The sequence below is a fragment of the Bacillus sp. FSL K6-1033 genome, assembly GCF_038630765.1.
GTDB lineage: Bacteria > Bacillota > Bacilli > Bacillales > Bacillaceae > Bacillus > Bacillus altitudinis.
Genome location: NZ_CP152041.1, coordinates 1,713,723 through 1,733,990, shown reverse-complemented (window position 1 = coordinate 1,733,990; position 20,268 = coordinate 1,713,723). Strand labels below are relative to the sequence as shown.

At 41.1% G+C, this 20,268-nt stretch carries 23 protein-coding genes; 6 read left to right on the top strand and 17 right to left on the bottom strand.

The genetic code is table 11. From position 1 onward, the window contains the following. Positions 1–33: 33 nt before the first annotated feature. The gene (locus tag MHH31_RS08755; protein ID WP_058337586.1) at positions 34–2,250 is read right to left on the bottom strand and encodes an RNA ligase; all 2,217 of its coding nucleotides are present in this window, start codon (positions 2,248–2,250) and stop codon (positions 34–36) included. 107 nt (positions 2,251–2,357) lie between these two features. Here MHH31_RS08755 and MHH31_RS08750 point away from each other — a divergent pair, with 107 nt between their 5' ends. Then, a complete protein-coding gene (locus MHH31_RS08750; RefSeq protein WP_024719097.1) occupies positions 2,358–2,549 on the top strand; it encodes a hypothetical protein in 192 nt (63 codons plus the stop codon). 11 nt (positions 2,550–2,560) lie between these two features. On the opposite strand, the gene MHH31_RS08745 is transcribed toward MHH31_RS08750, so the two are convergent. The 7 genes from MHH31_RS08745 to MHH31_RS08715 form a co-directional block, all read right to left on the bottom strand. Then, positions 2,561–3,469 carry a DMT family transporter gene (locus MHH31_RS08745; protein ID WP_039167701.1) on the bottom strand — a complete coding sequence of 303 codons (909 nt, stop codon included), beginning with the start codon at positions 3,467–3,469 and terminating at the stop codon, positions 2,561–2,563. 132 nt (positions 3,470–3,601) lie between these two features. Then, on the bottom strand, positions 3,602–4,324 hold the full coding sequence (locus MHH31_RS08740; protein WP_058337587.1) for a lactate utilization protein C: 723 nt from the start codon (positions 4,322–4,324) through the stop codon (positions 3,602–3,604). Continuing rightward, entirely contained in the window at positions 4,321–5,745 is a 1,425-nt protein-coding gene (locus MHH31_RS08735) for a LutB/LldF family L-lactate oxidation iron-sulfur protein (protein WP_058337588.1), read from the bottom strand. The genes MHH31_RS08740 and MHH31_RS08735 overlap by 4 nt, the downstream gene beginning before the upstream one ends. A gap of 21 nt (positions 5,746–5,766) precedes the next feature. Continuing rightward, positions 5,767–6,483: a (Fe-S)-binding protein gene (locus tag MHH31_RS08730; protein ID WP_041092692.1), complete on the bottom strand. Its 717-nt coding sequence runs from the start codon at positions 6,481–6,483 to the stop codon at positions 5,767–5,769. Between the two features lie 188 nt (positions 6,484–6,671). Then, complete coding sequence (locus MHH31_RS08725) at positions 6,672–7,523, bottom strand: SDR family oxidoreductase (RefSeq protein ID WP_058337589.1); 852 nt, start codon at positions 7,521–7,523, stop codon at positions 6,672–6,674. Between the two features lie 134 nt (positions 7,524–7,657). After that, on the bottom strand, positions 7,658–8,071 hold the full coding sequence (locus MHH31_RS08720) for an Rrf2 family transcriptional regulator (RefSeq protein ID WP_041507230.1): 414 nt from the start codon (positions 8,069–8,071) through the stop codon (positions 7,658–7,660). 48 nt (positions 8,072–8,119) lie between these two features. Further along, entirely contained in the window at positions 8,120–8,593 is a 474-nt protein-coding gene (locus MHH31_RS08715) for a VOC family protein (RefSeq protein ID WP_051404169.1), read from the bottom strand. A gap of 159 nt (positions 8,594–8,752) precedes the next feature. Between MHH31_RS08715 and MHH31_RS08710 the strand changes: the two genes are divergently transcribed. Beyond that, positions 8,753–9,196 carry a DUF2188 domain-containing protein gene (locus tag MHH31_RS08710; RefSeq protein ID WP_007499382.1) on the top strand — a complete coding sequence of 148 codons (444 nt, stop codon included), beginning with the start codon at positions 8,753–8,755 and terminating at the stop codon, positions 9,194–9,196. A gap of 28 nt (positions 9,197–9,224) precedes the next feature. Here the strand turns inward: MHH31_RS08710 and MHH31_RS08705 are convergent, their stop codons facing one another. Beyond that, entirely contained in the window at positions 9,225–10,073 is an 849-nt protein-coding gene (locus tag MHH31_RS08705; protein WP_007499384.1) for a Ku protein, read from the bottom strand. Between the two features lie 115 nt (positions 10,074–10,188). Between MHH31_RS08705 and MHH31_RS08700 the strand changes: the two genes are divergently transcribed. Beyond that, positions 10,189–12,054 (top strand): DNA ligase D, encoded by a 1,866-nt coding sequence (locus MHH31_RS08700; RefSeq protein ID WP_058337590.1) that lies wholly within the window; start codon positions 10,189–10,191, stop codon positions 12,052–12,054. 34 nt (positions 12,055–12,088) lie between these two features. Then, complete coding sequence (locus tag MHH31_RS08695; protein ID WP_008343947.1) at positions 12,089–12,784, top strand: YoaK family protein; 696 nt, start codon at positions 12,089–12,091, stop codon at positions 12,782–12,784. 39 nt (positions 12,785–12,823) lie between these two features. On the opposite strand, the gene MHH31_RS08690 is transcribed toward MHH31_RS08695, so the two are convergent. The 5 genes from MHH31_RS08690 to MHH31_RS08670 all read right to left on the bottom strand — a co-directional run bounded on the left by MHH31_RS08690 (position 12,824) and on the right by MHH31_RS08670 (position 16,983). Then, entirely contained in the window at positions 12,824–13,045 is a 222-nt protein-coding gene (locus MHH31_RS08690; RefSeq protein ID WP_024719106.1) for a hypothetical protein, read from the bottom strand. Positions 13,046–13,507: 462 nt separating this feature from the next. Further along, a complete protein-coding gene (locus MHH31_RS08685) occupies positions 13,508–14,620 on the bottom strand; it encodes a tetratricopeptide repeat protein (protein WP_056703282.1) in 1,113 nt (370 codons plus the stop codon). Positions 14,621–14,864: 244 nt separating this feature from the next. Continuing rightward, positions 14,865–15,866, bottom strand: a complete 1,002-nt coding sequence (locus MHH31_RS08680) for a collagen-like protein (RefSeq protein ID WP_342495457.1) — start codon at positions 15,864–15,866, stop codon at positions 14,865–14,867. Between the two features lie 44 nt (positions 15,867–15,910). Further along, complete coding sequence (locus tag MHH31_RS08675; protein WP_342495456.1) at positions 15,911–16,255, bottom strand: S-Ena type endospore appendage; 345 nt, start codon at positions 16,253–16,255, stop codon at positions 15,911–15,913. Between the two features lie 74 nt (positions 16,256–16,329). Continuing rightward, positions 16,330–16,983: a CotZ-related putative spore coat protein gene (locus tag MHH31_RS08670; RefSeq protein ID WP_024720419.1), complete on the bottom strand. Its 654-nt coding sequence runs from the start codon at positions 16,981–16,983 to the stop codon at positions 16,330–16,332. Positions 16,984–17,367: 384 nt separating this feature from the next. Here MHH31_RS08670 and MHH31_RS08665 point away from each other — a divergent pair, with 384 nt between their 5' ends. Beyond that, positions 17,368–17,739, top strand: coding sequence for an iron chaperone (locus MHH31_RS08665; protein WP_017357912.1), 372 nt, complete (start codon positions 17,368–17,370; stop codon positions 17,737–17,739). Positions 17,740–17,797: 58 nt separating this feature from the next. Here the strand turns inward: MHH31_RS08665 and MHH31_RS08660 are convergent, their stop codons facing one another. After that, complete coding sequence (locus tag MHH31_RS08660) at positions 17,798–18,379, bottom strand: undecaprenyl-diphosphatase (protein ID WP_058337298.1); 582 nt, start codon at positions 18,377–18,379, stop codon at positions 17,798–17,800. A 140-nt stretch (positions 18,380–18,519) separates the two neighbouring features. Further along, complete coding sequence (locus MHH31_RS08655; protein WP_058337299.1) at positions 18,520–19,062, bottom strand: GNAT family N-acetyltransferase; 543 nt, start codon at positions 19,060–19,062, stop codon at positions 18,520–18,522. A gap of 186 nt (positions 19,063–19,248) precedes the next feature. Here MHH31_RS08655 and MHH31_RS08650 point away from each other — a divergent pair, with 186 nt between their 5' ends. Continuing rightward, entirely contained in the window at positions 19,249–19,710 is a 462-nt protein-coding gene (locus MHH31_RS08650; protein WP_058337300.1) for a macro domain-containing protein, read from the top strand. 69 nt (positions 19,711–19,779) lie between these two features. Here MHH31_RS08650 and MHH31_RS08645 read toward each other — a convergent pair whose 3' ends face one another. Beyond that, positions 19,780–20,268 (bottom strand): immunity protein YezG family protein, encoded by a 489-nt coding sequence (locus MHH31_RS08645; RefSeq protein ID WP_144665464.1) that lies wholly within the window; start codon positions 20,266–20,268, stop codon positions 19,780–19,782.

The window sequence follows — 20,268 nt, the reverse complement described above, 5'->3', positions numbered from 1 at the left end:
AAGCCTTTTCTTTAGAAAAGACTCTTTGTTAGACTATGCATTTATTCCGTCATTATTCAAATGGCCCGCTTCCGTTTGCTCAAATTGTGAACGCAGCTCAATGATTGAGCAGTTTCTCACGTTTACTGGATCTTGCTCGAGCAGCCATGTATAAAATCTTGCTTGCTCTGCTGTTTGCAAAGCCTGCATATATTTTTGGGTGGAGCGCTTATCTGCAACACGCTGTTTAATGGATCGCATTTGCTTCCAAAATTGATAATAAGGAAGCTTTAACTTGGTCATAAAGCCGCTGTTATCCTCAATGACATAGCCTTCTTCTTTGATTGTGTCATCATGTGATACAGATTGATACCATTTATAGAAAGAGGTCCAATCATGAAACACTGCCACTTGCTGTTTGCACCGCATGCCAAGCTGTTCACTGAGCCTTTTCACTTCAGCAAATGGTTCTTTTTCATAGCTCAGCTGACGCTTCACGATATCAAGTAAAATGAGTTGATCATGATCATATGTGATAATATGCGGGTCTTTCTCTGACAAAATGACTTCAAATACAAGGGATACATGGTTGTCGCGTACATATGATTTGATGTAATCGACCTGCACATCGTCAAAGGTCGCATAAAATAGCTCTTCGACCCAAGCAGCATGCTGATTTTGCTTCACATGTGACGTATACGATTTGGACGTAAACACCAGTTCATCTTTTATGTCGTTAAACCCAACCGTACCTAAGTATCCATTTGCTTTATCATAGACCGTCACAGGAAATTGAAGATGATTCACTAGATGCTGCATTCTGGTTTCAGGACGTTCATCAATATTAAAGAACTTATTATAACTTCTAGACACAATCTGTTTTGAAGTCATATTGATAAACAACCCTCTTGCTTTGACATTTATTTCATCCCATTGTCTTTCACTAAATGCTTTTTTGGTGAAATTAAAAGATGAAATATCGTGTGGCAGCTTTAATTCCTGTACATATTCATGCTGATCTAAATGGGCTAAAAAATCATCCAGCGTCAAATTGGGCTGAACAAAGACCGGTTGCTTGTTTTCAGAAGCTCTGTAGACAGGATTGTCAATTTCATGTGTCTCAATCCCGCCTGCTGTGATTTTTAACACACGCAGCTGTCCGCCAAATTCAACCTGACCTTCGAGATTATAAGATCTTTCCGCCGCTTGGATAGGCAGTCTATATAAATTGCGATGACCATGAATTTGAATGATATCTAATCCAGAAGTGTTTTGGACAAATAAGTGGTCAATGTCATCTGAATATTCACCTACTCCGTGAATAAGCTGCTGCGATGAGACATGCAGAAGCTCTTCTGGCAAATGAGCAAGCCCACCATGGGTGACAAGAAATGTCTGACCATGATACGTAAAATAGGTGAGCTGATGAAATGTTCTGACAAACTTCCTTAATTCTTTTAGGTCAAAACCTGCTTCCGCAATTTCAGGCGCAGTATGACGGTTAAACATATTACTTCTCACTTTTTCTTCATGTGCATATTTGTAAAGATGCTGATCATGATTTCCTTCAATGACGATCACATTGCGGCATTCTCTATGTGCCAGCATCCATTCTAAAACTTCCTTGTTTTCTATTCCTCTATCAAGCAAATCACCTGCAAAGATATAAAGCTCGTTTTCTTTCAAGTCTCCTTGCAAATAAGTATTTAGAGCTGTGTAACAGCCGTGAATATCACCGAATACGTGAATGGCCTCATACTGATCAAAAGATCTGGGCTGATAAGTCATAATGGCTGGATATTCCTCAGGCGTCAAAACGGTTACCCATGAAGGCACCTTCTCTGTCTTTAACCGTTCATTCATTTGATATAACACAGATTCCTTCACTACTTTGTGCGGCTCTCGACCGCGATTTTGCAGCAGGGATGTTTCAAGAGGCACTTGCGTAAAATCGACGACATACACTCTATAGCGGTATGAAGTAGCTAATGATTTATACTGCGAAATGGACTTACTTGTGACATGTGTTGCATCAATGACAGTAAAGTCTCCTCGTTCCATTCGGGCTGTGAGGAGTTCAAATAATAAAGACCAGACTTTATGATCATGTTTGCTTGAAATTTCCGGTTTCCCATTGACTGATAACTGCGGAGGCTGGGTTAACAGACGGATTTGATCCGCTGATAATGTATATGGTTCTAAGCCTTGTTCTTTGATCCAAGTTGATTTACCTGCACCTGGGAGACCTCGTAAAAGGACTAAAGTTCTCATAATGGTTCTCCTTTAATGAGTGATATTTTACCTATTATAGATAAATTATGGATAAATCTCAATCTTTTATTGATTATGGTAATATATAGATATAAGGAGGGTTACACATGCCTAATGAAGCGAATACTGCATTCAACATTGGGGATATCGTATTCCAAGTATTTTCTCTTCTATTCATTGCATTGATCGTGACCATCGTTGTCATCGCGATTCGAATGATAAGAAGAAAACAAGTGGAATTGAAGAAAGTCGAGGCTAGATTAAATAAAGTAATTGAAAAAAATCATTTAAAAAAGTAAAAATCCGGGAGTTAACCGGATTTTTTTGTTTTCATCACGATTCCTTGTCGCTGCTGCATCAAAAAGAAAAAGACACCTAAAAGGACAAGTAGACCACCGAACATTTGTAGCAGCGTGACTTTCTCTCCAAGCAGTAAAACAGCGAGTATCGTTGCCCCAACAGGTTCGCCTAGAATACTCATTGAAATAGTTGTCGCATTCACATAGGTTAACAGCCAGTTGTTAATGACATGGGACATGGTAGGGATAATGGCGAGCAGTAAGAAAATCCCCCATTCTTTACCCGAATAGCCTACAAAAGGCGTTTGCTGTATAAGGTTAAATAAAATTAAAAAAAGGCCGGCAAAACCAAATACACAAAAACTATAAATCCAATGAGATATCTTTCTCACAGCTTGTTGACCGATTAATAAATAACAAACAACAGCGATTACACTGAAAAAGGATAAAATGTCTCCTATAATGGCGTCTTGACTATGGCCGACATCCCCCCATCCGATCATGAGCGCACCAACAATCGCCGCACACATTGTGAAAATGGCTGACTTCGTTGTTCTTTCACGAAAAATGAGAAATCCGCCTAATAATGACACCATCGGCTGAAGTGCAATGATGATTGTAGAGCTCGCCACTGTGGTGAGCTTCAATGAGCCGAACCACAAAACAAAATGGAGCCCTAAAAAGAAACCTGACATACATAAGAAAAACCAGTCTCTCCGCTTTAACGAGACAAACTCTTTTTGACGCGGCAGAATAAACGGAAGCATCAAAACCGCCGCAAATATCATTCGATACATACTTAAAATAGCAGCAGGCGCACTTGACCACTTCACAATAATGGCCGAAAACGAAATCGCAATGATTGAGATCACAAGCGGCACCGCAATCGACTTCTTTGGAGCATTTGTCTTCATTTCCATTAGCAGCTTCCTTTACATCAGCAGTAGATGAGCTTCTCATCTTGTATGACGTCATCTTACTATGACTATTCGCCTAGAGGCAAGATGAATTTTAAGAATGTTTACATAAAAAAGGCTTTCTTCACGAAAGCCTCATTCATCATCTATTAATACATAAACAGCCCGCACCGGCCCATGAACACCAACCACTAAATTCATTTCAATATCGGCAGAATTACTTGGACCTGATATAAAATGAATGGCACCTTTCGTCTGCTCTCCTTCTTCTACTAGGCGATGAAGAGCTGAAACAGCATGAATCATCCGCGGGACAATTGTGCTTTTTTCAATACATACGATATACATCATCGGTAAAAAATGAAGTGCTCTCCCTTGACCTTGATGGGAGGAAAGAACAACCGTTCCGGATTCTGCAAGTGTGTAATCACTGAATACCACTGCATATTTCGCTTGTTCTGCCTGCCTTATATTTTCTTCTCTTGATGTATCTGCATTCCAGCTAGTGACTGAGATTCCTTCTTTCCGCAAGGCTTGCAACATAGGATGACATTCATATTGTGCAAAACGTCTATCGCTCGAAGTCATCACAGGACCTTCTCCATACTCTTTCATCAATAATCGTAACGTTGAGGGTGCTTCTTTTGGCGTTGTTTCTACCACTCTCGTATGAATTTGCTGACATTGCATCTTCAATTGCTCTACCAATTCTTCTTTCGACAGACCTTCATTTGTTTCCCAATTGACTCGATTCTTCCAAGCCGGACGCCGAATAGATGCAGGCTTGGAGGAGCTTTTGCCTAATTGTTGCTGGATATGTGCTAAAAATGGATCTCGATGAGAAATGGTTCCTTTCATTGCCGCTCCTCCTTTTGTTTCTTTTTAAACCAATCCCGAAACCTTTCTTTGCTTGGCGCTGGGAGGTCACGAATTTCTGTCCAATTCTTTAAAGGACCCGCACCTTTTGAAATCTGTCCGTTTGAAGCCATACGTTTCAAGAGCACAGGGGCTGCTTTTGTTCCAAATCGATACATTCTAGGAGTGGATGCGCCCATTCCGAACATTTTCATTGCCAGCATTTCCGCTTTAGGCGCTCTCCCCTCTTTTTCAACGATGACTTGTCGATGTTTGATTAATAATTCGTGAAGTGGAATTTTCACTGGACAAGCATCTGTACAGGCTGCGCATAAACTTGAGGCGAAAGGAAGCTCTTGGTAGTCGTCATATCCTCCAAGTAACGGCGAAAGAACAGCGCCAATCGGACCCGGGTAAATTGATCCGTACGAATGACCGCCAACATGCCGGTAAACGGGGCACACATTGATACAGGCTGCACACCGAATACATTGCAAAACTGGCTGAAATTCCGTCCCTAATATATTTGACCGTCCGTTATCCACAATGACCAAATGAAACTCTTCTGGTCCATCGACCTCTCCTTCTCCTTTTGGTCCCACGACAGAGATATAGCTTGTTAACTTTTGACCGACTGCGCTTCTGCACAATAGACCGACAAGGACATCGAGCTCCTCCATCGTTGGTACAAGCCGCTCCATCCCCATGACTGCGATATGTGTCTTTGGAATGGACGTGACAAGATCCGCATTCCCTTCATTCGTCACAAGACAAATCGATCCTGTGTCAGCCACAGCAAAGTTACAGCCCGTCACACCAATATCTGCTTCAAGAAATTTTTCTCGTAACAAAGCTCTTACAAATTTGGTCATTTCTTCAGGAGTCTCTGACATATCATATCCAAGCTTTTCGTGAAAAACTTCCCGTATTTGTTCTTTCGTCATATGAAGGGCTGGTGCCACGATATGTGAAGGTGGTTCATGGTCATCAACTTGAAGAATATATTCTCCAAGATCGCTTTCAACTACCTCGCAGCCAATCTCTTCTAGCGCTTCATTCATTTCAATTTCTTCTGTGACCATTGATTTTGATTTCACGATTTTTTTTGCTGCTTTTTTTTGTGCTACATCTTGGATGTACGCCGATGCCTCTTCCTTTGTTTTTGCAAAAAACACATGACCTCCACGTCTACTCACGCTCTCACTTAATTGATATAAGTAGTCATCAAGATGGGCAAGTGTATGCTGCCTGATGTCCTCTCCAAGTTCCCGCCACTTTTCCCAGTTTCCAAGCTCTTCACTTGCGGTCATCCGCCTTTTATACAGACGCTCCTGTGCTGAGGAAACAGCTCCTCTCATCACAGCGTCTTCTAATCCTTCGCCGATCCGCTCTTTAAAAGCCTTCTCTCCAATTTTCATACTCATGTGCCGTTCCCCCTCTTAGCTTCAGCGGCTATTCAACACTTCTGCGATATGCATCACTTTAACTGGCTTATGAAGACGATTCAGCCTTCCTCCGATATTCAGTAGACATCCACAGTCAGCACCTATGATATATTCAGCGCCTGCCTCCTCTATGCTTTGTACTTTTTCATCGACCATCTGCTCAGAAATGGGTGTCATTTTGATTGAAAAAGTTCCTCCAAATCCGCAGCAATTTTCAGCGCGAGGCAATGGTTCCATCACCAAATCTTTGACATTTGACAACAGTGTGAAAGGCGCTTCCTTAATTCTAAGCAGTCTCGTCATATGGCAGGAGGTATGATAGGTGGCTTTTCCTTTCAAACTCGCTCCTACATCTGTTACATGTAATATATCAACAATAAATTCCGTTAATTCATATGTTTTCGCAGCAAGTGCCTGAGCACGGGCAAACCACGCTCGGTCTTCTTTAAAAAGGTGCGGATATTCTAAAAACATGGCCTTACAAGAACCTGATGGTGTGACGACATATTCAGCTGATTCAAAGGCTTTCATCATATTTTTGGCCGCTTTGATTGTTTCTTTTGTATAGCCGCTGTTAAAGGCGGGCTGCCCGCAGCACACTTGTGCTTCAGGGAATTCCACTTCAACACCAAGCCGCTCTAATACCTCAACAGTCGCCTTTCCTACATGTGGCTGCATCGTGTCAATGATACAGGTGACAAATAAACTGACTCTCATCGGCGAACTTCCTTTCTTTTGCTGCACCTTGATTTATGTCTGGTCATCTGATGACTAAATAATGGACCTTCATTTCATTTTAATCCCAAATTTCTGAAATTTCAACGAACGGATTTGTCTAAAATTTGGACATCATGCTTGTGAAGGTACATGAAAAAACGCCCTTTTTACAGGGCGTTTTGACATGTTTATTTTGAAATCATTTCACGTATTCCGTCTTCAAGAGGTGTTAAAGAACGGCCTAATAGTTTTTCGAAATCATGGCTTTCGACTGCTAATGCCCCATCGCGAATTCCGCTTTGCATCGCTTTGACAAATGGAACAGCTTCTTTCGGTACACCATTTGACGCTAAAAATTCTCCAAATGTATCTATATCCATGTGCTCTACTTTGATCTCTTTGCCGCTCACCTTGCTGACCATTTGTGCAAGTTCAGGGTGTGTGCGAAGCGGTCCTGACAATTCATAGATTTCCTGATCATGTGCCGGCAGTGTTAACGCATTTGCTGCTGCTTCTGCATAGTCATTTCTTGTTGCCCAGCCGACTTTACCTTCACCAATTGGGCTGATAAACGGCGCTCCGTTGACTGATGCCAGAATCGTATCTTTTTCATTTTCCACATACCAATTGTTTCTTAAAAAAACATGGGGGATGCCAGAGGCCAAAATCGCTTCTTCTGTTTTTGCATGGTCATGTGCTAGGTTAAGCTGACTTTCTCTTGCATTGACAACACTTGTATAAGCAATAAATGACACATTCGCTGCTTTCGCTGCTTCGATGGCATTTAGATGCTGCTTCACTCGTTCTCCATCCCCAGACGAAATGATCAAAAGACGGTCAATCCCTTGAAACGCTGATTGAAGTGTATCCGGCTGTGTGAAGTCTCCTTTGCGCACATCCACCCCAGCTTCCTTCAAATGTACTGCTTTTTGCGGATCTCGAACACTGACCGCCAATTGTTCAGCTGGTACTTTTGCGAGCAAATGTTTCACGACGAGCGATCCAAGTTGTCCTGTTGCACCTGTCACTAATAATGTCATTGATTTGACCTCCTCATTTTTCGTTCAACGGTGATGTTCCTGAATGAAACAGCTTGTTTCTTACATCAGAGCATTCGTTATAATCAAAATGGTTACAACGAAGGGGTAAAAAAAGCTCTATGTATGAGCTTTTTCTACTCCGCCTCGATTAATAATTGCTTAATTGTCACTTGTTTTAGGCGATGCTCAAGTGCAGACTGTGCTTCTTTGAGTTCTTTCCGCAGTCTCGTATCCATGGCTTGACCAATTCGACACGCAATGACTGGTTGATGAAAATTAAACAACTCTTCATCTTCGATTACATCCACAGCCCGGTACACATCTAGTAGAGTAATGTCCTCTGCCGGCCTTTTTAAGGAAGCACCGCCAACTCCTCGGCGAATCTCAATGAGATCCGCCTTTTTGAGCATAGCCATCATTTTTCTGATAATGACTGGATTTGAATTGACACTTTCTGCAATAAAATCCCCTGTGCACTCTTTTGAAACACCCGCAATAAAAGATAAGATATGAACAGCAATGGTATACCTGCTGCTAATTTGTTTCACATTCCTTCACCACCGTTGTAATCAATATAGTTACAATGAGCGGTTTTGTCAATCAATAAACGGATTTTTCTTTCTTTCCCAATCTTCAAATGTCATCATCTCATGATGTTCTGCTGCATCAATTTCTAGCGGTGCAATACATTCAAGCAGATTTCCATCGGGATCAAGAAAATAAATGGCGGCATGAAATTGTGGTGGATTATCAAGTACTAAAGGCTGTTGCTCTTCCGAAAAGCCAAACATCGGATGTATGCTGATCCCTTTTTCTATCAGCCATTCTTTGATCTGGTCAAGGCTGGATGTTTCTATTTGGAAGGCCACATGTCGCGTCGCTGGGTGATATGGAACAGTGGACATATCAACCTTCCAAAGGCCGAGCCAGCTCTTTCCTTTCTCAATCCATAAAAAGGCCACTCGTTCATTTTCATGAGCAAGCGTTAATTCCAATTTTTCAAAAAAAGAAATGGATGCCTTCAAATCACTCACAGGTAAATGTGCTTCATACAAGCCTTTCATCATCATTTCAATCACTCCTTTACTATCTTCTATTGTGCAGGAATTGAAAACATTCTTCCTCAGCAAAACGATGTATTTCAACCAAGCCATTGGATTGAGATGGTGAAATGTTTGATCCATTGCATATGGGGGAAGGTGTTCAAATAAAAGAAAGGAGCGTTCAATATGCCTTGGACAATGGAAGATTATCCAGCTTCATTCCAATCACTAGACAAAGTCATTCGAAAAAAAGCACTTGAGATTGCCAACAAAATGGTGCAGGAAGGCTATGAAGAAGGTAGAGCGATTCCAATTGCGATCAATCAAGCGAAAGAGTGGAAAAAGAATGCGACGGAAAAAGAAATGGAGGACTTTCACTCTCATGGTTCTGTGACTCCTTCTAAGAAAAGCAGCTCTGCACGACCTGAGCTCATGGATCATGCGCAGCATGTCGTGAAACATGATGAAGGCTGGGCGGTTCAAACTGAAAAAGCGAAGCGTGCAAGTGAGGTAAAAGAAACGAAACAGGAAGCCATCGACCGCGCGAAAGAGATTTCATCTAAAAAAGGAACAGCAGTTGTCATCCACCGAACAGACGGGACGATTCAGGATGTGGTGAAGCCAAAATAAGACCGCCCTTTGGCGAGCGGTCTTTTCTTTATGCATTCTTTTCTTTTTTAGCGGGTGCTTTTCTTTTCTTAGGTGCTGCTTTTTTCGTTTTTTCAGGTTTTGATCGATCGATAGAAGCCTGCAAAGCGGCCATCAAATCGGTGACATTGGATGAAGCCTCTTTTTTACCTGTCGTTGCTGGTTGAACGGTATGTTCTCCAGAGATTTTGTCTCCAATTACATTCATCAGCTGCTCTCTGTATTCATCGCGATAAGCGGCTGGATCGAATGTGGTGGTCAGCTGCTCAATTAAAAGGAGTGCTGTATCCAACTCTTTCTTCACGATATTTTCCTCTTGCGGGATATTCGGGACATCTGATACTTGCCTAATTTCGTCAGGGAAATGAATGGTTTCCATTAGTAAAATATGTTCGTAGCACCTAACAATCGCTAATTGCTCCTTTGAGCGAATCATGATCTTGGCTACACCGATTTTCCCTGATTCTTGTAACGCTTTTCTTAATAATGAATAAGCCTTTGCTCCGCCGGTATCTGGAGATAGAAAATAACTTCTTTCATAATAGATGGGGTCGATCTCTTCTATCTTCACAAAATCAATGATTTCGACGGCTTTTTCTTCATTTTCTTTTCTCAGCCTTTCGAGTTCTTCCTCATCCAATTCAATGAATTTATTTTTGGCATACTCGTACGCTTTTACAATTTGCTCTGGCGCTACCTCCTCGCCGCAGTTAGCACAAACCTTTTTGTAATTAATCGGCGTATGGCATTCTTTATGAAGCTGTCTTAATTTAATATCTTTGTTTTCTGTAGCGGTAAACAGCTTGACTGGAATATTCACCAGTCCGAAGCTAATGCCACCCTTCCATACTGTATGCATCGTAACGCCTCCGTTCTTTTCTCCTTACTATGCAATGTTTTCATCTGAGTTATGTATGTTTATGAAAATTTCATCCCACTCTAAGAACACATGATGTAAGGAAGTGAAAAACACAATGAAACCGATGCGTTTAACGTCTGCACATGATATTCCTGTTGGAGCAGACTGGCTGTATGAATTAAAATATGACGGCTTCAGGGCCATTCTTATTTTGGAAAAAGACACCATCCATTTAGAGAGCAGAGCCGGAAAGCGATTAAATGAACAATTTCCTGAAGTCATTGATCAGTGCCAGCAACTAACAAAGCAGCTTGCACCTTTTTTACCGCTGACCCTAGATGGAGAATTGGTCTTTTTACTGAGTGAACAAGAAAGCGACTTTACAAAGGTTCAGCAAAGAGGCCGCCTGAAAAACACAGAAACCATTCAACGCCAGGCTAAGCGGTTTCCATGTCATTTGATTGCATTTGATCTATTGAAATTTAAAGGGAAATCCCTCGTTGATTTACCGTTGATTGAGAGAAAAGCTGAGCTGCATGAGGTGTTCCAAGCTGCAAATCTTCCTCCCTCCGTTCAGCTGAATCACCCCTCTCTTCTTCAAATCATCCAAACCGATAGCAGCCCTGATGACATGAAAAAAATCATGCTGACCTATTTAGCGGAAGGATTAGTTGCTAAAAAGAAGATGAGTAAATGGCAGGAGCATACCCGCTCGAAAGAATGGCTCAAAATCAAAAATTGGCGGTATGTATCTGTCATCGTGACTCGTTTTGATAAAGACAATGGCTATTTTCAAGGATGTCTTTATCAAGAAACGAATCTCATAGAGGTTGTCCAATTTAAGCATGGTTTCTCTAAAGAAGAAGAACAAACCCTGCGCACCTTATTTCTAACCAAAGGTCAAATGACTGGAGCATCACATTATGAAATCCCACCATCCATTGTCGCAAAGATTGCCTGTATCTCTTTTGATGGATCAGCCTTACGAGAGCCCCGGTTTTCTTCGTTTTTATTCGATGCAGATCCAGCAACGTGTACCTTTCAACACATGCTCAAACAGCTTTATCCGCTCCCAGCTTTGATTGACGTCACCCACCCAGAGAAACCGGTTGTACCTGCCCTTCATATCACAAAGGCAGATTACTTACTTTATTTGAGGCAAGCCGCTCCCTATTTATTACCCTTTTTACGTGAAAGACGTCTTACGTTAATACGCTTTCCTCATGGCACTGGTGGAGAATCTTTTTATCAAAAGGCTACGCCCGATTATGCGCCTGATTTTGTTGAGACAGATCAAGCGCACGATATTTCTTACACAATCTGTAATGATCCTGACACGTTGCTTTGGCTTGGTAACCAGCTGGCGATGGAATTTCATATTCCTTTTGAAACGAGAGATACAGATCGGCCTGTAGAAATTGTATTTGATTTAGATCCGCCTTCTGTTAAAGAGTTTCACCTAGCAATAGAAGCAGCCAAACGAATCAAGGTCATTTTAGATGGACTCTTTCTCACTGCATTTATTAAAACAAGTGGTGGGAAAGGGCTACAAGTTTATATCCCATTGAAGAAAAATGCCTTCACATATGAACAAACTAGACAATTCACTGCGTTCATCTGCCAATTTTTATGTGAACAAGCACCCGAGTTGTTTACGCTAGAGCGTCTAAAGAAAAACCGCGGCAACCGTTTATATTTAGACTACCTTCAACATGATGCTGGAAAAACAATCATCGCCCCGTATTCCCCGAGAGGAAACGAGCTCGGACTTGTTGCAACACCGATTGAATGGGAAGAATTAAATAGTGAAGAATGTCACCCTTCTTTATTTACGATGCCGGCTGTTATGAAACGTCTAAAGGAAAAAGGCGACCCATTCCGGCAAATGAGGCACCATGTGAATGATGATTCTTTTCGACAAGTTTTATATCAGCTGCAGGACATGTTACCAGCTCATAAAATGGACATACGCGGTCATTAAGCGTTACACTTATTCATTAGAGAGAAAGAAAGGGATGACCATTTTGACCGCACACTCAATACGAAACATTGCCCTGATGTTCTTATGTCTTACCGCAGGAATAGTGGATGTTATTGGCTATTTAAGCCTAGGGCACGTGTTTACAGCAAATATGACGGGAAATATAGTACTGCTTGGCATTGCAGCAGGCAGTTCATTGCAGTTAACCGCTCTTCATTCCATCACGGCACTTAGCGGATTTGTTCTAGGTGTTTTACTAGCTGTTGTCATAGGTGGAAAACAAGAAAAAACATTTTGGCCAAAAGCCGTTACACGCATCTTTATCATAGAAGTCATCATCTTGCTTCTATTTGCTCTTATGACCATTTTTCCTTATACGCAAGGTGCTTATTTTATGCTGATTATCCTTTTAAGTATGGCGATGGGCATGCAAACGGCGGCCGCACGCAAATTAAATGTCGCTGGCATTTCTACAACAGTTTTAACGAGTACACTTGCTAACTTATTTGAAGATTTGGCGCAACGCTTATCAAATCGGGAAAAAAGAAAAGCCCCTATTCAACATGTGAGCTTGCTGCGAATCGGTTCTATTGTCTTTTACTGCCTAGGAGCTGCTTTAGCTGCGTATACAGATGCTTACGATCCGTTTATCATCATTTGGCTGCCTATTTGCATCCTAGGGGTTATTGTGATCACAGCTACATTTAAGCACTTTCACCAATTGAAATAGCCAATCTTAGATGGCTATTTCAATCACTGTGATGAAACATTAATAACTTCTTACATAAAAACCAGGAGGACGCCCCATAATGAATGTGGAGCCATATGGAGAATATCCAGAAAACGTCCCGAACCCCCCATATCCAGGGTAACCTCCTAAGCCCGAAAACACGCCAGGGCTCACATAATACCCGCCAAAGCCAATATGAGGTCCCACTGCTCCGCCGCTAAAACCGCCGCCATGAAAGCCTCCATACACCCGTGAATCCATACAATCACCTGCCTTCAACTTACACCTCATCTCATCATATGCGTGACAAATGGAGCGGTGTTCCCTCTTTTGTAACAATTTCTATGTACAATAGACCAATTTGATGAAATTTGAATGAAAAGTCCTGCAAAAAATTAAATTAAGCAAAGAAAGGTGACCTTTTTAACTTGTTGCTCTGCCCAATGTTTATTTAGAATAATGGAGCAGGTAACAAATTTGCACACCCCCTTTGTTGCGAATTCTTCTTATTAAACGTTCTTGCAGCGTTTAATAAGAAGAGCCTATTTTCACCCATATAAAAAACCCTTGCTGATCATCATCAACAAGGGCGAGATATGATTGGGTGATTAACCACCAATGATTTTTTCTGCTACTTCGAAAGAACCCGCTACATTTTCAGTTAAAACAGCCGCAGCGACCGCTAACCCTACAACGAATAATACTTTTAATCCTGTTTTCATCTTATATCAACCCCATTCTTTTCATATGTAAATCCGCTTCTAAACTTTTATTCAAGTAAAAAACAGACTGCTCATAAAGTGCTTGCTTTTCACAATACTTTGCAGCAAAGTGAGAAAGCTCTTTCACTTCATGATATTCATTCTTTTCTTCTAACTTTCTTAATTTCTCATTAATTTGCTGAAATCTTTGTGGTACATTCGTTAAGTAAAGATCATGTACGATGCCTATTTTGAGCTGAAACACTTCATGAGAAGCTTCTTTCATTCGGGCATATGCAGCCTCTATATACTGGCTTGCACGCTGCTTTTCACCAATCACACAGAGTTCCCGGCTGATCAGATACGTAGAATGGAAAAAGAAATCTGAATCATAATACTCTTGATGAGACAATGCTTTTTCAAGATGTCGTATAGATTCTTTCGGTTTATTCCAAAATGAATATAAAATGGCCACATTATGGTGGTGCTGAGCCAGCATAAAATCATCCTGTTCGCTAGTCAACACCTCTTCCGCTAAACGATAATTCTCAAGCGCTTCTTCGTACCTGCCAATCTCTGTAAGGTTGGCTGCAATAAGAGAATATGAAAGTGCAGTTCTTCTTTCATAGTGCTTGTGACGCTTATAGACGTGTAGAGCCCTACGAATATAACTTAATGAAAGCATAATATGACTCAGGCGATAGTAAAGCCACGCGACCTTAAAATCAAAATCAGCGCGTTCGATTTCACTTGGAATTTTATCTAAGAGCTTTTCCGCACTTTGATACATCTGTAATGCAACCTCATAATTCCCCTGATGCTGTTCATACACACCCTCATAAAAATCAAAATAATAAGCAAGGCGATTAGACAAATCATCATCTTTTTTCCCATAATGGCCTTCTATACTTTTCGTTGAAACATTGCCCTTTTGCCCTCTTAAATTGTACATCAGAATATGATGCCTTTTCTCTAGAAGAGAATAATACATGAGGATGTCAGCATCATCAATTTCCTCTACTGCCTGTTTCGCTTTAGCAAATAGCCGTTCTGCCTCATCTGCATGATCTTTTTTGATTTCCATGTTCCAGTCATTTAATAGTGATGCCAATTCCGCCACAGGAACTTTGCTCATTCTACACCCCCAATCACCTTCAGCTACACCACATGATTTCACTAAATATGGAACTTCTATTAGCAATTGCTAATTCGTCCATTTGACATAATTTTAATATGAATCACTTGAATCTTCAATAACCGATTCCTTTGTTATTGCGTTTCTTTCTCCTAGTCAATGATGTATACACTAAAAATTCCGTCTTTTTTCTATTAAAGGACACGGTTGAATTGAAAAAAAGCCCTTATTGGGCTTTTTGGATTTATTCCAATCTGATAATGGTTAATGCCGCTCCAACAGATCCCCCGCCAAGTAATACTACGGTTGCGACTAAACCGAATATTTGAAGAGAAATTTGATTCCCTGCTGCAAGTGTTGTAATGAGAGATACATTGTAGGTAGATGTAGATAAAGCAGGTGTTAAAATAGACCCTGCTATGGGTGTTCCGTTGTTAATCACCCTTGTTCCTGCCAGAAGTGCAGCGCTTGTATTTACTTGATACGTGATAAAATACCGCCCTGAAACAGGTACAGTAAACACCGTATTACCACCACTTACGGTAAATCCATCTAAACTTTGGTTATTAGGCAGCGTCACTGCCGTTCCGCCTAAAACAACCAGCACCGTACTTCCCGACGTATTGGATGCGTACATCGAGTTAGTTGTTAAACTAGTACCGGTTGGACCTGTGTCACCTGTTGCTCCGGTTGAGCCAGTTACTCCCGTTGGACCTGTGGCTCCAGTTGCACCGGTTACTCCTGTTGAACCTGTGGCACCAGTTGTGCCTGTGGCTCCCGTTGGGCCAGTTACTCCTGTTGAACCTGTGGCTCCAGTTGGACCCGTCGAGCCGGTTGCGCCGGTTACTCCTGTTGAACCCGTGGCTCCAGTTGCACCGGTTACTCCTGTTGAACCTGTGGCTCCCGTTGGACCCGTCGAGCCGGTTGCGCCGGTTACTCCTGTTGAACCCGTGGCTCCAGTTGTCCCTGTTGCGCCAGTTACTCCCGTTGCACCGGTTGGACCTGTGACTCCAGTTGTGCCCGTTGCACCGGTTGGACCTGTGGCTCCAGTTGGGCCAGTTACTCCTGTTGAACCCGTGGCTCCAGTTGGACCAGTTACTCCTGTTGAACCCGTGGCTCCAGTTGCACCGGTTACTCCTGTTGAACCCGTGGCTCCAGTTGTCCCTGTTGCGCCAGTTACTCCCGTTGGACCTGTGGCTCCAGTCGGGCCGGTTATTCCTCCACACATATTAAGTTGGGCGCACATGTCTCTCACTACTTTCAAACTGTGGAATCTTCAAGACATACACACTAATACTGATAATTGAGAGAAAACGAAACGACAATACTTCCAGTCGAGGTTCCACCAGTAGCTAAAATCCCAATCGAGTTCAGATCACTGAGCGTAATGGATCGACTCTCTCCTGGAGGTACCGCGAAATCAGGAACAGCTGTACCGTTTACCTCTAAAGCCACAGTAGGTGCTACAGCCACAATCCCATTGTTTTCCACCATGATGGTTCCGTTTATGACATAAGGTGTTCCATCTGTCCAGACGACAACTGCATCAGCTGCTGCTGCTAAATCAAGTGTGAAGCATACTGCATCATTTACAAAGCCCGCTTGTTCATTACTACATCCGCCTAAAATAGCCATTTTAACCCTCCTTCAACCTAGTCTTGATAGACTATGATCCATTGATATTGGATGATTGTGCGATTATCACAGCTTCAAAGCTTTATTTTTCTTCTTTGCACCATGTTGATTTGCATGTCTAATCGTGCTTGCACATTTTCAGTTGATGGAGATTTCAAGATAAATTTCACATCTTTCACAGTAATCGCACGACTTTCTCCTTTTTGGACAAGAAGATCATAACAAAATGTACCAGTGTGAATCCTAATTGCGACTGGTACATCCTGATGATCTTGATGATGCAACACAACAGTTGCCGTATTGAGAAATTTTGTTCCATTCCGCCATACTTCCACCGAACTGGGCGTTGTGGAAAAACAAAGAAAGATGTGGTGAGATTCTATGTTTTTTAAAATAAGCGCATCATATACAGGAAGCTCTACTTCAATGATTCCACATAAAAAAGAAAGATCTACAAGAATTTTCGAACTGGATCGATACAAAACTTTTTGACAGCATGTTGATCTATTGCAGCACGGTACAAGAAGTTCCAACACCACACAATTCTGCTTTTCATTGATAGAGCTCAAAGAAAAATAGCAAGTCTTAAACACACTTCTTTCAAAAAACACCCATGAGTAAAAAGGTTCCCCATCTTCCATGGTGAGCAAAAAGGGAGAACTCATCGAACGTTTGTGAGTAAAGCCTTCTAATTTTGTTTGATTGTTTATCTCTTTTAGTTTACTCATCAACAGGTTTGTCACTTACAATCAGCCCAATTCCATGCTGTATACATAACTATATGGTCTTTTATCATATGTGCCTTTGACTATTTTGTGCGATTGGATTAGATGATGAGCATAGCTTTTCATTTTTCAAGTTTCTCTATATAATATGAACAAGAACTTTCCGTGCCTCAGTAGCTCTAGAAGGGAAGAGCGCCGTAAAACAATTGTAGCTAGCGGGTCGCAAGGCAAGGGTTTCAGAAGCACCGAAAAGCAAATGAGCTGAGACAGGTGAAACTCCTGTCGGTGAAATTCCGTAGGGAAGCGTGTTGCCCCTAGCCTATGCTTACGAAAGGAGTGCGGGTTCGAATCCCGTCTGAGGCTTGATGAATATGGAGGATGAAAACAATGCAGGTTTTTGAAGAATATGTAAGCAATATCGGTCATCCAGAGCTGAAACAGCGCATGCAAGACATCTTACAATGGATTTCAGACACATTCCCTCAATTAGAGCCAAGAATTGCTTGGAATCAGCCCATGTTCACAGATCATGGCACATTTATTATTGGATTTAGCGTCGCAAAACACCACATTTCTGTCGCACCAGAAGGAAAAGGGATTGATCACTTTTCAGCAGATATTGTACAAGCTGGTTATGACCATGGAAAAAAGATGTTTCGGATGAAAGAAAGCTTACCGATTGACTATCCTCTGCTAAAAAAAATCATCGAATTTAACATTGAAGACAAAGCAGATTGTACTACATTTTGGCGAAAGTAATAAACACCCCGATCTGATGTCATAACAGATTGGGGTGTTTTTTCGTGGGATTTACATTCTATTTGGTTCTCTCTCCTGCCCATTTCTGCTCCACCCATTCATAGCACGACAGCAGCAGGCTAACGCCCTTTTGGAATAGCGGCAAATAAACAACGGTTACCGCCGTTAAACAGGCGATCATAGCACCAGCCAACACATCAAATGGATAATGAACACCTACCCAAATCCTTGAAAATCCTACAGCGCAGGCAATGAAAAGCCAATAAATACGGCGCTTGTGGAAAAGCCAAAAGACCATACAAATGGAAAAAATAAAAATGGTGTGATCACTAGGAAAAGAGTTGTTCACTTCCTTTTCGATTAAAAGATTAACATGATTCAATTCTGCAAAGGGCTGCTGATTGGAATAAAAGAGCCCAGCGACTTTCCCTAACATCTCTGCCAAGATAAAGGTCAACCCAGCAGATATCATCATCCATCTGTTTCTTCTGCTCCGATTTTGAAACCACATGATCAAAAACATGATCGCAATGAACATCACTGAATATTCAGCCAATCCAATAAGAACTGGATTTAAGACATCGTGATTCATACTAAGTTGATTAATCGACCGAAATACCCGTTCATTAAACTCCTGCATCTCATTTCATTCCTTTTGCTTCGTTTAGGAAAAGGATAAATGAAAAAAGAAGACCGTGACATCGATCGAGCGAACAAAATAAAGGGATCATCTCACATTTTTGTCACTTCGTTGTCATCCGGATAAAAAGAAACAAAGCACTATTTAGAATGAAACTGCTCCCATTCTTTTTTCAGCAAAGCATATTGATAGGTGTTTTCATATTTAGGGGTGCCATCCTCATTTGTAGTAAATGAAACAAACTCAAGAAAGAGGCCTTCTTTCCTCATGCCTAAACGCTCACATAATGTTTGAGATCGATCATTGTCATCTTCTACATATGCATATAAGCGCCTTGCTCCTTGATTGACAAATAGATATGACAAGAGAGCTTCTGCACTTTCACGGGCATATCCCTTCCCTTCATATAACGCATGAAAATTCCAGCCAATTGAATACGTGTCAGGCTCATCTTTTAAATGAAACAGTTCACCGATAATCAACTGACTTTCTTTTAAACAAATCGCCATATAAGAGTGATCTGCTTTTCTTTTTTGCACCTTAGCGACCGCTTCTTCTAATGTAGAGATTTGATCATCCAGAAAACAATTTACTCTTGGATGAGATAAGTATGCAAGCATTCCAGGTGCATCTTCATCGCGAAATGGTCTAAGAATTAACCGTTTTGTTTCTATTTTATCCATAAGGGTCTCCTTACTATTTCTTCTTTATCTTTCACTATTTTAGATGTCATGGACTGTTTTTGATCATTTGATCGCATGGACGTATCCATTTTTCAAACTCCAAGCGCTTTTTGTAATGAAATAATGTCATCAAAACTGATATAATAGAACATAAGTTTGCATTTTATTGAAAAGGGATGACTTGAAATGATCAAAACGGTAGAAGGCAATATCTTAGACGCAGAAGAAGATATCATCTGTCACCAAGTGAATTGTAAGGGTGTCATGGGAGCAGGATTAGCAAAGCAAATCAAAAGCAAATACCCAAATGTGTATAAAGACTATAAACGTTTATGTGCAGAACAAGGAGATGACTTATTAAGCTCCGTCCAGCTCATCACAACAAACGACGGAAAAACCATTGCCAACTTATTCGCTCAAGTTGGATACGGAAGAAAAACAAAACAAACAGATGACGACGCATTACGCAGCTGCTTTGAACATCTAAAACAGACAGTGACAAATCCAAATGAAGAGAACCCCCTTCATTCTATCGCCATTCCTTATGGGATCGGCTGCGGCTTGGCAGGTGGCGATTGGACGGTTGTTCGAGAGATGATAGAAGAGGTCCTTGGTGAGTGTGAAGTGACGGTTTATCGGTTTAAATAAGTAAAATGAGAAATTCTTATGAAACTAATATTACAAAAACCCTCCTTCATTTATTTGGAGGGTCATTTGCTATTTTCTATTTTCTTCTTTATTTTTCAAATAATCTAGCACAGCTTCTTTATCTTCCTCATCTTCAGGTAGAAATCCGAACGTTTCGTATTCCCAAACAGCTATTCTTTGATCACCATCAATACCTAATGAGAAAATATCTTCATACCCATATTCAATCGAGAATTTACCTGAATGCTCCATCTCAAGCGTGAGATTAGTCCATGAACCATAATTATTTTTTTCATAAAATGTTTTTAACTGTCTAAATAATCGTGTTAATTCAACTAAAAAATCCATATATATTGATCTACTGATATTAAATAATTTAGGTATATTGTGCCCGTAAATAAACTCCTTATCACCCTTTTTTCTAAAGTAAAAAGTTATTTCTGCTTCGTGTTTGACCACTTCCGTATACATTCGTATTTTTTCCCATTCAACTGGAATGTTATCATGAATAAGTTCAGCTATTTTTTGATAGATAGAATCTATTGTTATGTTTTCCAT

Excerpts from the sequence above, each read along its gene's own strand:
- MHH31_RS08690 (WP_024719106.1), bottom strand. The coding sequence starts at position 13,045 with ATGGATTCACGGGTGTATGGAGGCTTTCATGGCGGCGGTTTTAGCGGC.
- MHH31_RS08685 (WP_056703282.1), bottom strand. The coding sequence starts at position 14,620 with ATGAGCAAAGTTCCTGTGGCGGAATTGGCATCACTATTAAATGACTGG.
- MHH31_RS08725 (WP_058337589.1), bottom strand. The coding sequence starts at position 7,523 with ATGACATTATTAGTGACAGGTGCAACAGGACAACTTGGATCGCTCGTC.
- MHH31_RS08665 (WP_017357912.1), top strand. The coding sequence starts at position 17,368 with ATGCAGGTTTTTGAAGAATATGTAAGCAATATCGGTCATCCAGAGCTG.
- MHH31_RS08705 (WP_007499384.1), bottom strand. The coding sequence starts at position 10,073 with ATGCATACAGTATGGAAGGGTGGCATTAGCTTCGGACTGGTGAATATT.
- MHH31_RS08730 (WP_041092692.1), bottom strand. The coding sequence starts at position 6,483 with ATGAGAGTCAGTTTATTTGTCACCTGTATCATTGACACGATGCAGCCA.
- MHH31_RS08650 (WP_058337300.1), top strand. The coding sequence starts at position 19,249 with ATGATCAAAACGGTAGAAGGCAATATCTTAGACGCAGAAGAAGATATC.
- MHH31_RS08680 (WP_342495457.1), bottom strand. The coding sequence starts at position 15,866 with ATGTGCGCCCAACTTAATATGTGTGGAGGAATAACCGGCCCGACTGGA.
- MHH31_RS08670 (WP_024720419.1), bottom strand. The coding sequence starts at position 16,983 with ATGAGTAAACTAAAAGAGATAAACAATCAAACAAAATTAGAAGGCTTT.
- MHH31_RS08695 (WP_008343947.1), top strand. The coding sequence starts at position 12,089 with ATGACCATTTTGACCGCACACTCAATACGAAACATTGCCCTGATGTTC.
- MHH31_RS08700 (WP_058337590.1), top strand. The coding sequence starts at position 10,189 with ATGAAACCGATGCGTTTAACGTCTGCACATGATATTCCTGTTGGAGCA.
- MHH31_RS08740 (WP_058337587.1), bottom strand. The coding sequence starts at position 4,324 with ATGAAAGGAACCATTTCTCATCGAGATCCATTTTTAGCACATATCCAG.
- MHH31_RS08735 (WP_058337588.1), bottom strand. The coding sequence starts at position 5,745 with ATGAGTATGAAAATTGGAGAGAAGGCTTTTAAAGAGCGGATCGGCGAA.
- MHH31_RS08750 (WP_024719097.1), top strand. The coding sequence starts at position 2,358 with ATGCCTAATGAAGCGAATACTGCATTCAACATTGGGGATATCGTATTC.
- MHH31_RS08675 (WP_342495456.1), bottom strand. The coding sequence starts at position 16,255 with ATGGCTATTTTAGGCGGATGTAGTAATGAACAAGCGGGCTTTGTAAAT.
- MHH31_RS08655 (WP_058337299.1), bottom strand. The coding sequence starts at position 19,062 with ATGGATAAAATAGAAACAAAACGGTTAATTCTTAGACCATTTCGCGAT.
- MHH31_RS08710 (WP_007499382.1), top strand. The coding sequence starts at position 8,753 with ATGCCTTGGACAATGGAAGATTATCCAGCTTCATTCCAATCACTAGAC.
- MHH31_RS08755 (WP_058337586.1), bottom strand. The coding sequence starts at position 2,250 with ATGAGAACTTTAGTCCTTTTACGAGGTCTCCCAGGTGCAGGTAAATCA.
- MHH31_RS08745 (WP_039167701.1), bottom strand. The coding sequence starts at position 3,469 with ATGGAAATGAAGACAAATGCTCCAAAGAAGTCGATTGCGGTGCCGCTT.
- MHH31_RS08645 (WP_144665464.1), bottom strand. The coding sequence starts at position 20,268 with ATGGAAAACATAACAATAGATTCTATCTATCAAAAAATAGCTGAACTT.
- MHH31_RS08660 (WP_058337298.1), bottom strand. The coding sequence starts at position 18,379 with ATGCAGGAGTTTAATGAACGGGTATTTCGGTCGATTAATCAACTTAGT.
- MHH31_RS08715 (WP_051404169.1), bottom strand. The coding sequence starts at position 8,593 with ATGATGATGAAAGGCTTGTATGAAGCACATTTACCTGTGAGTGATTTG.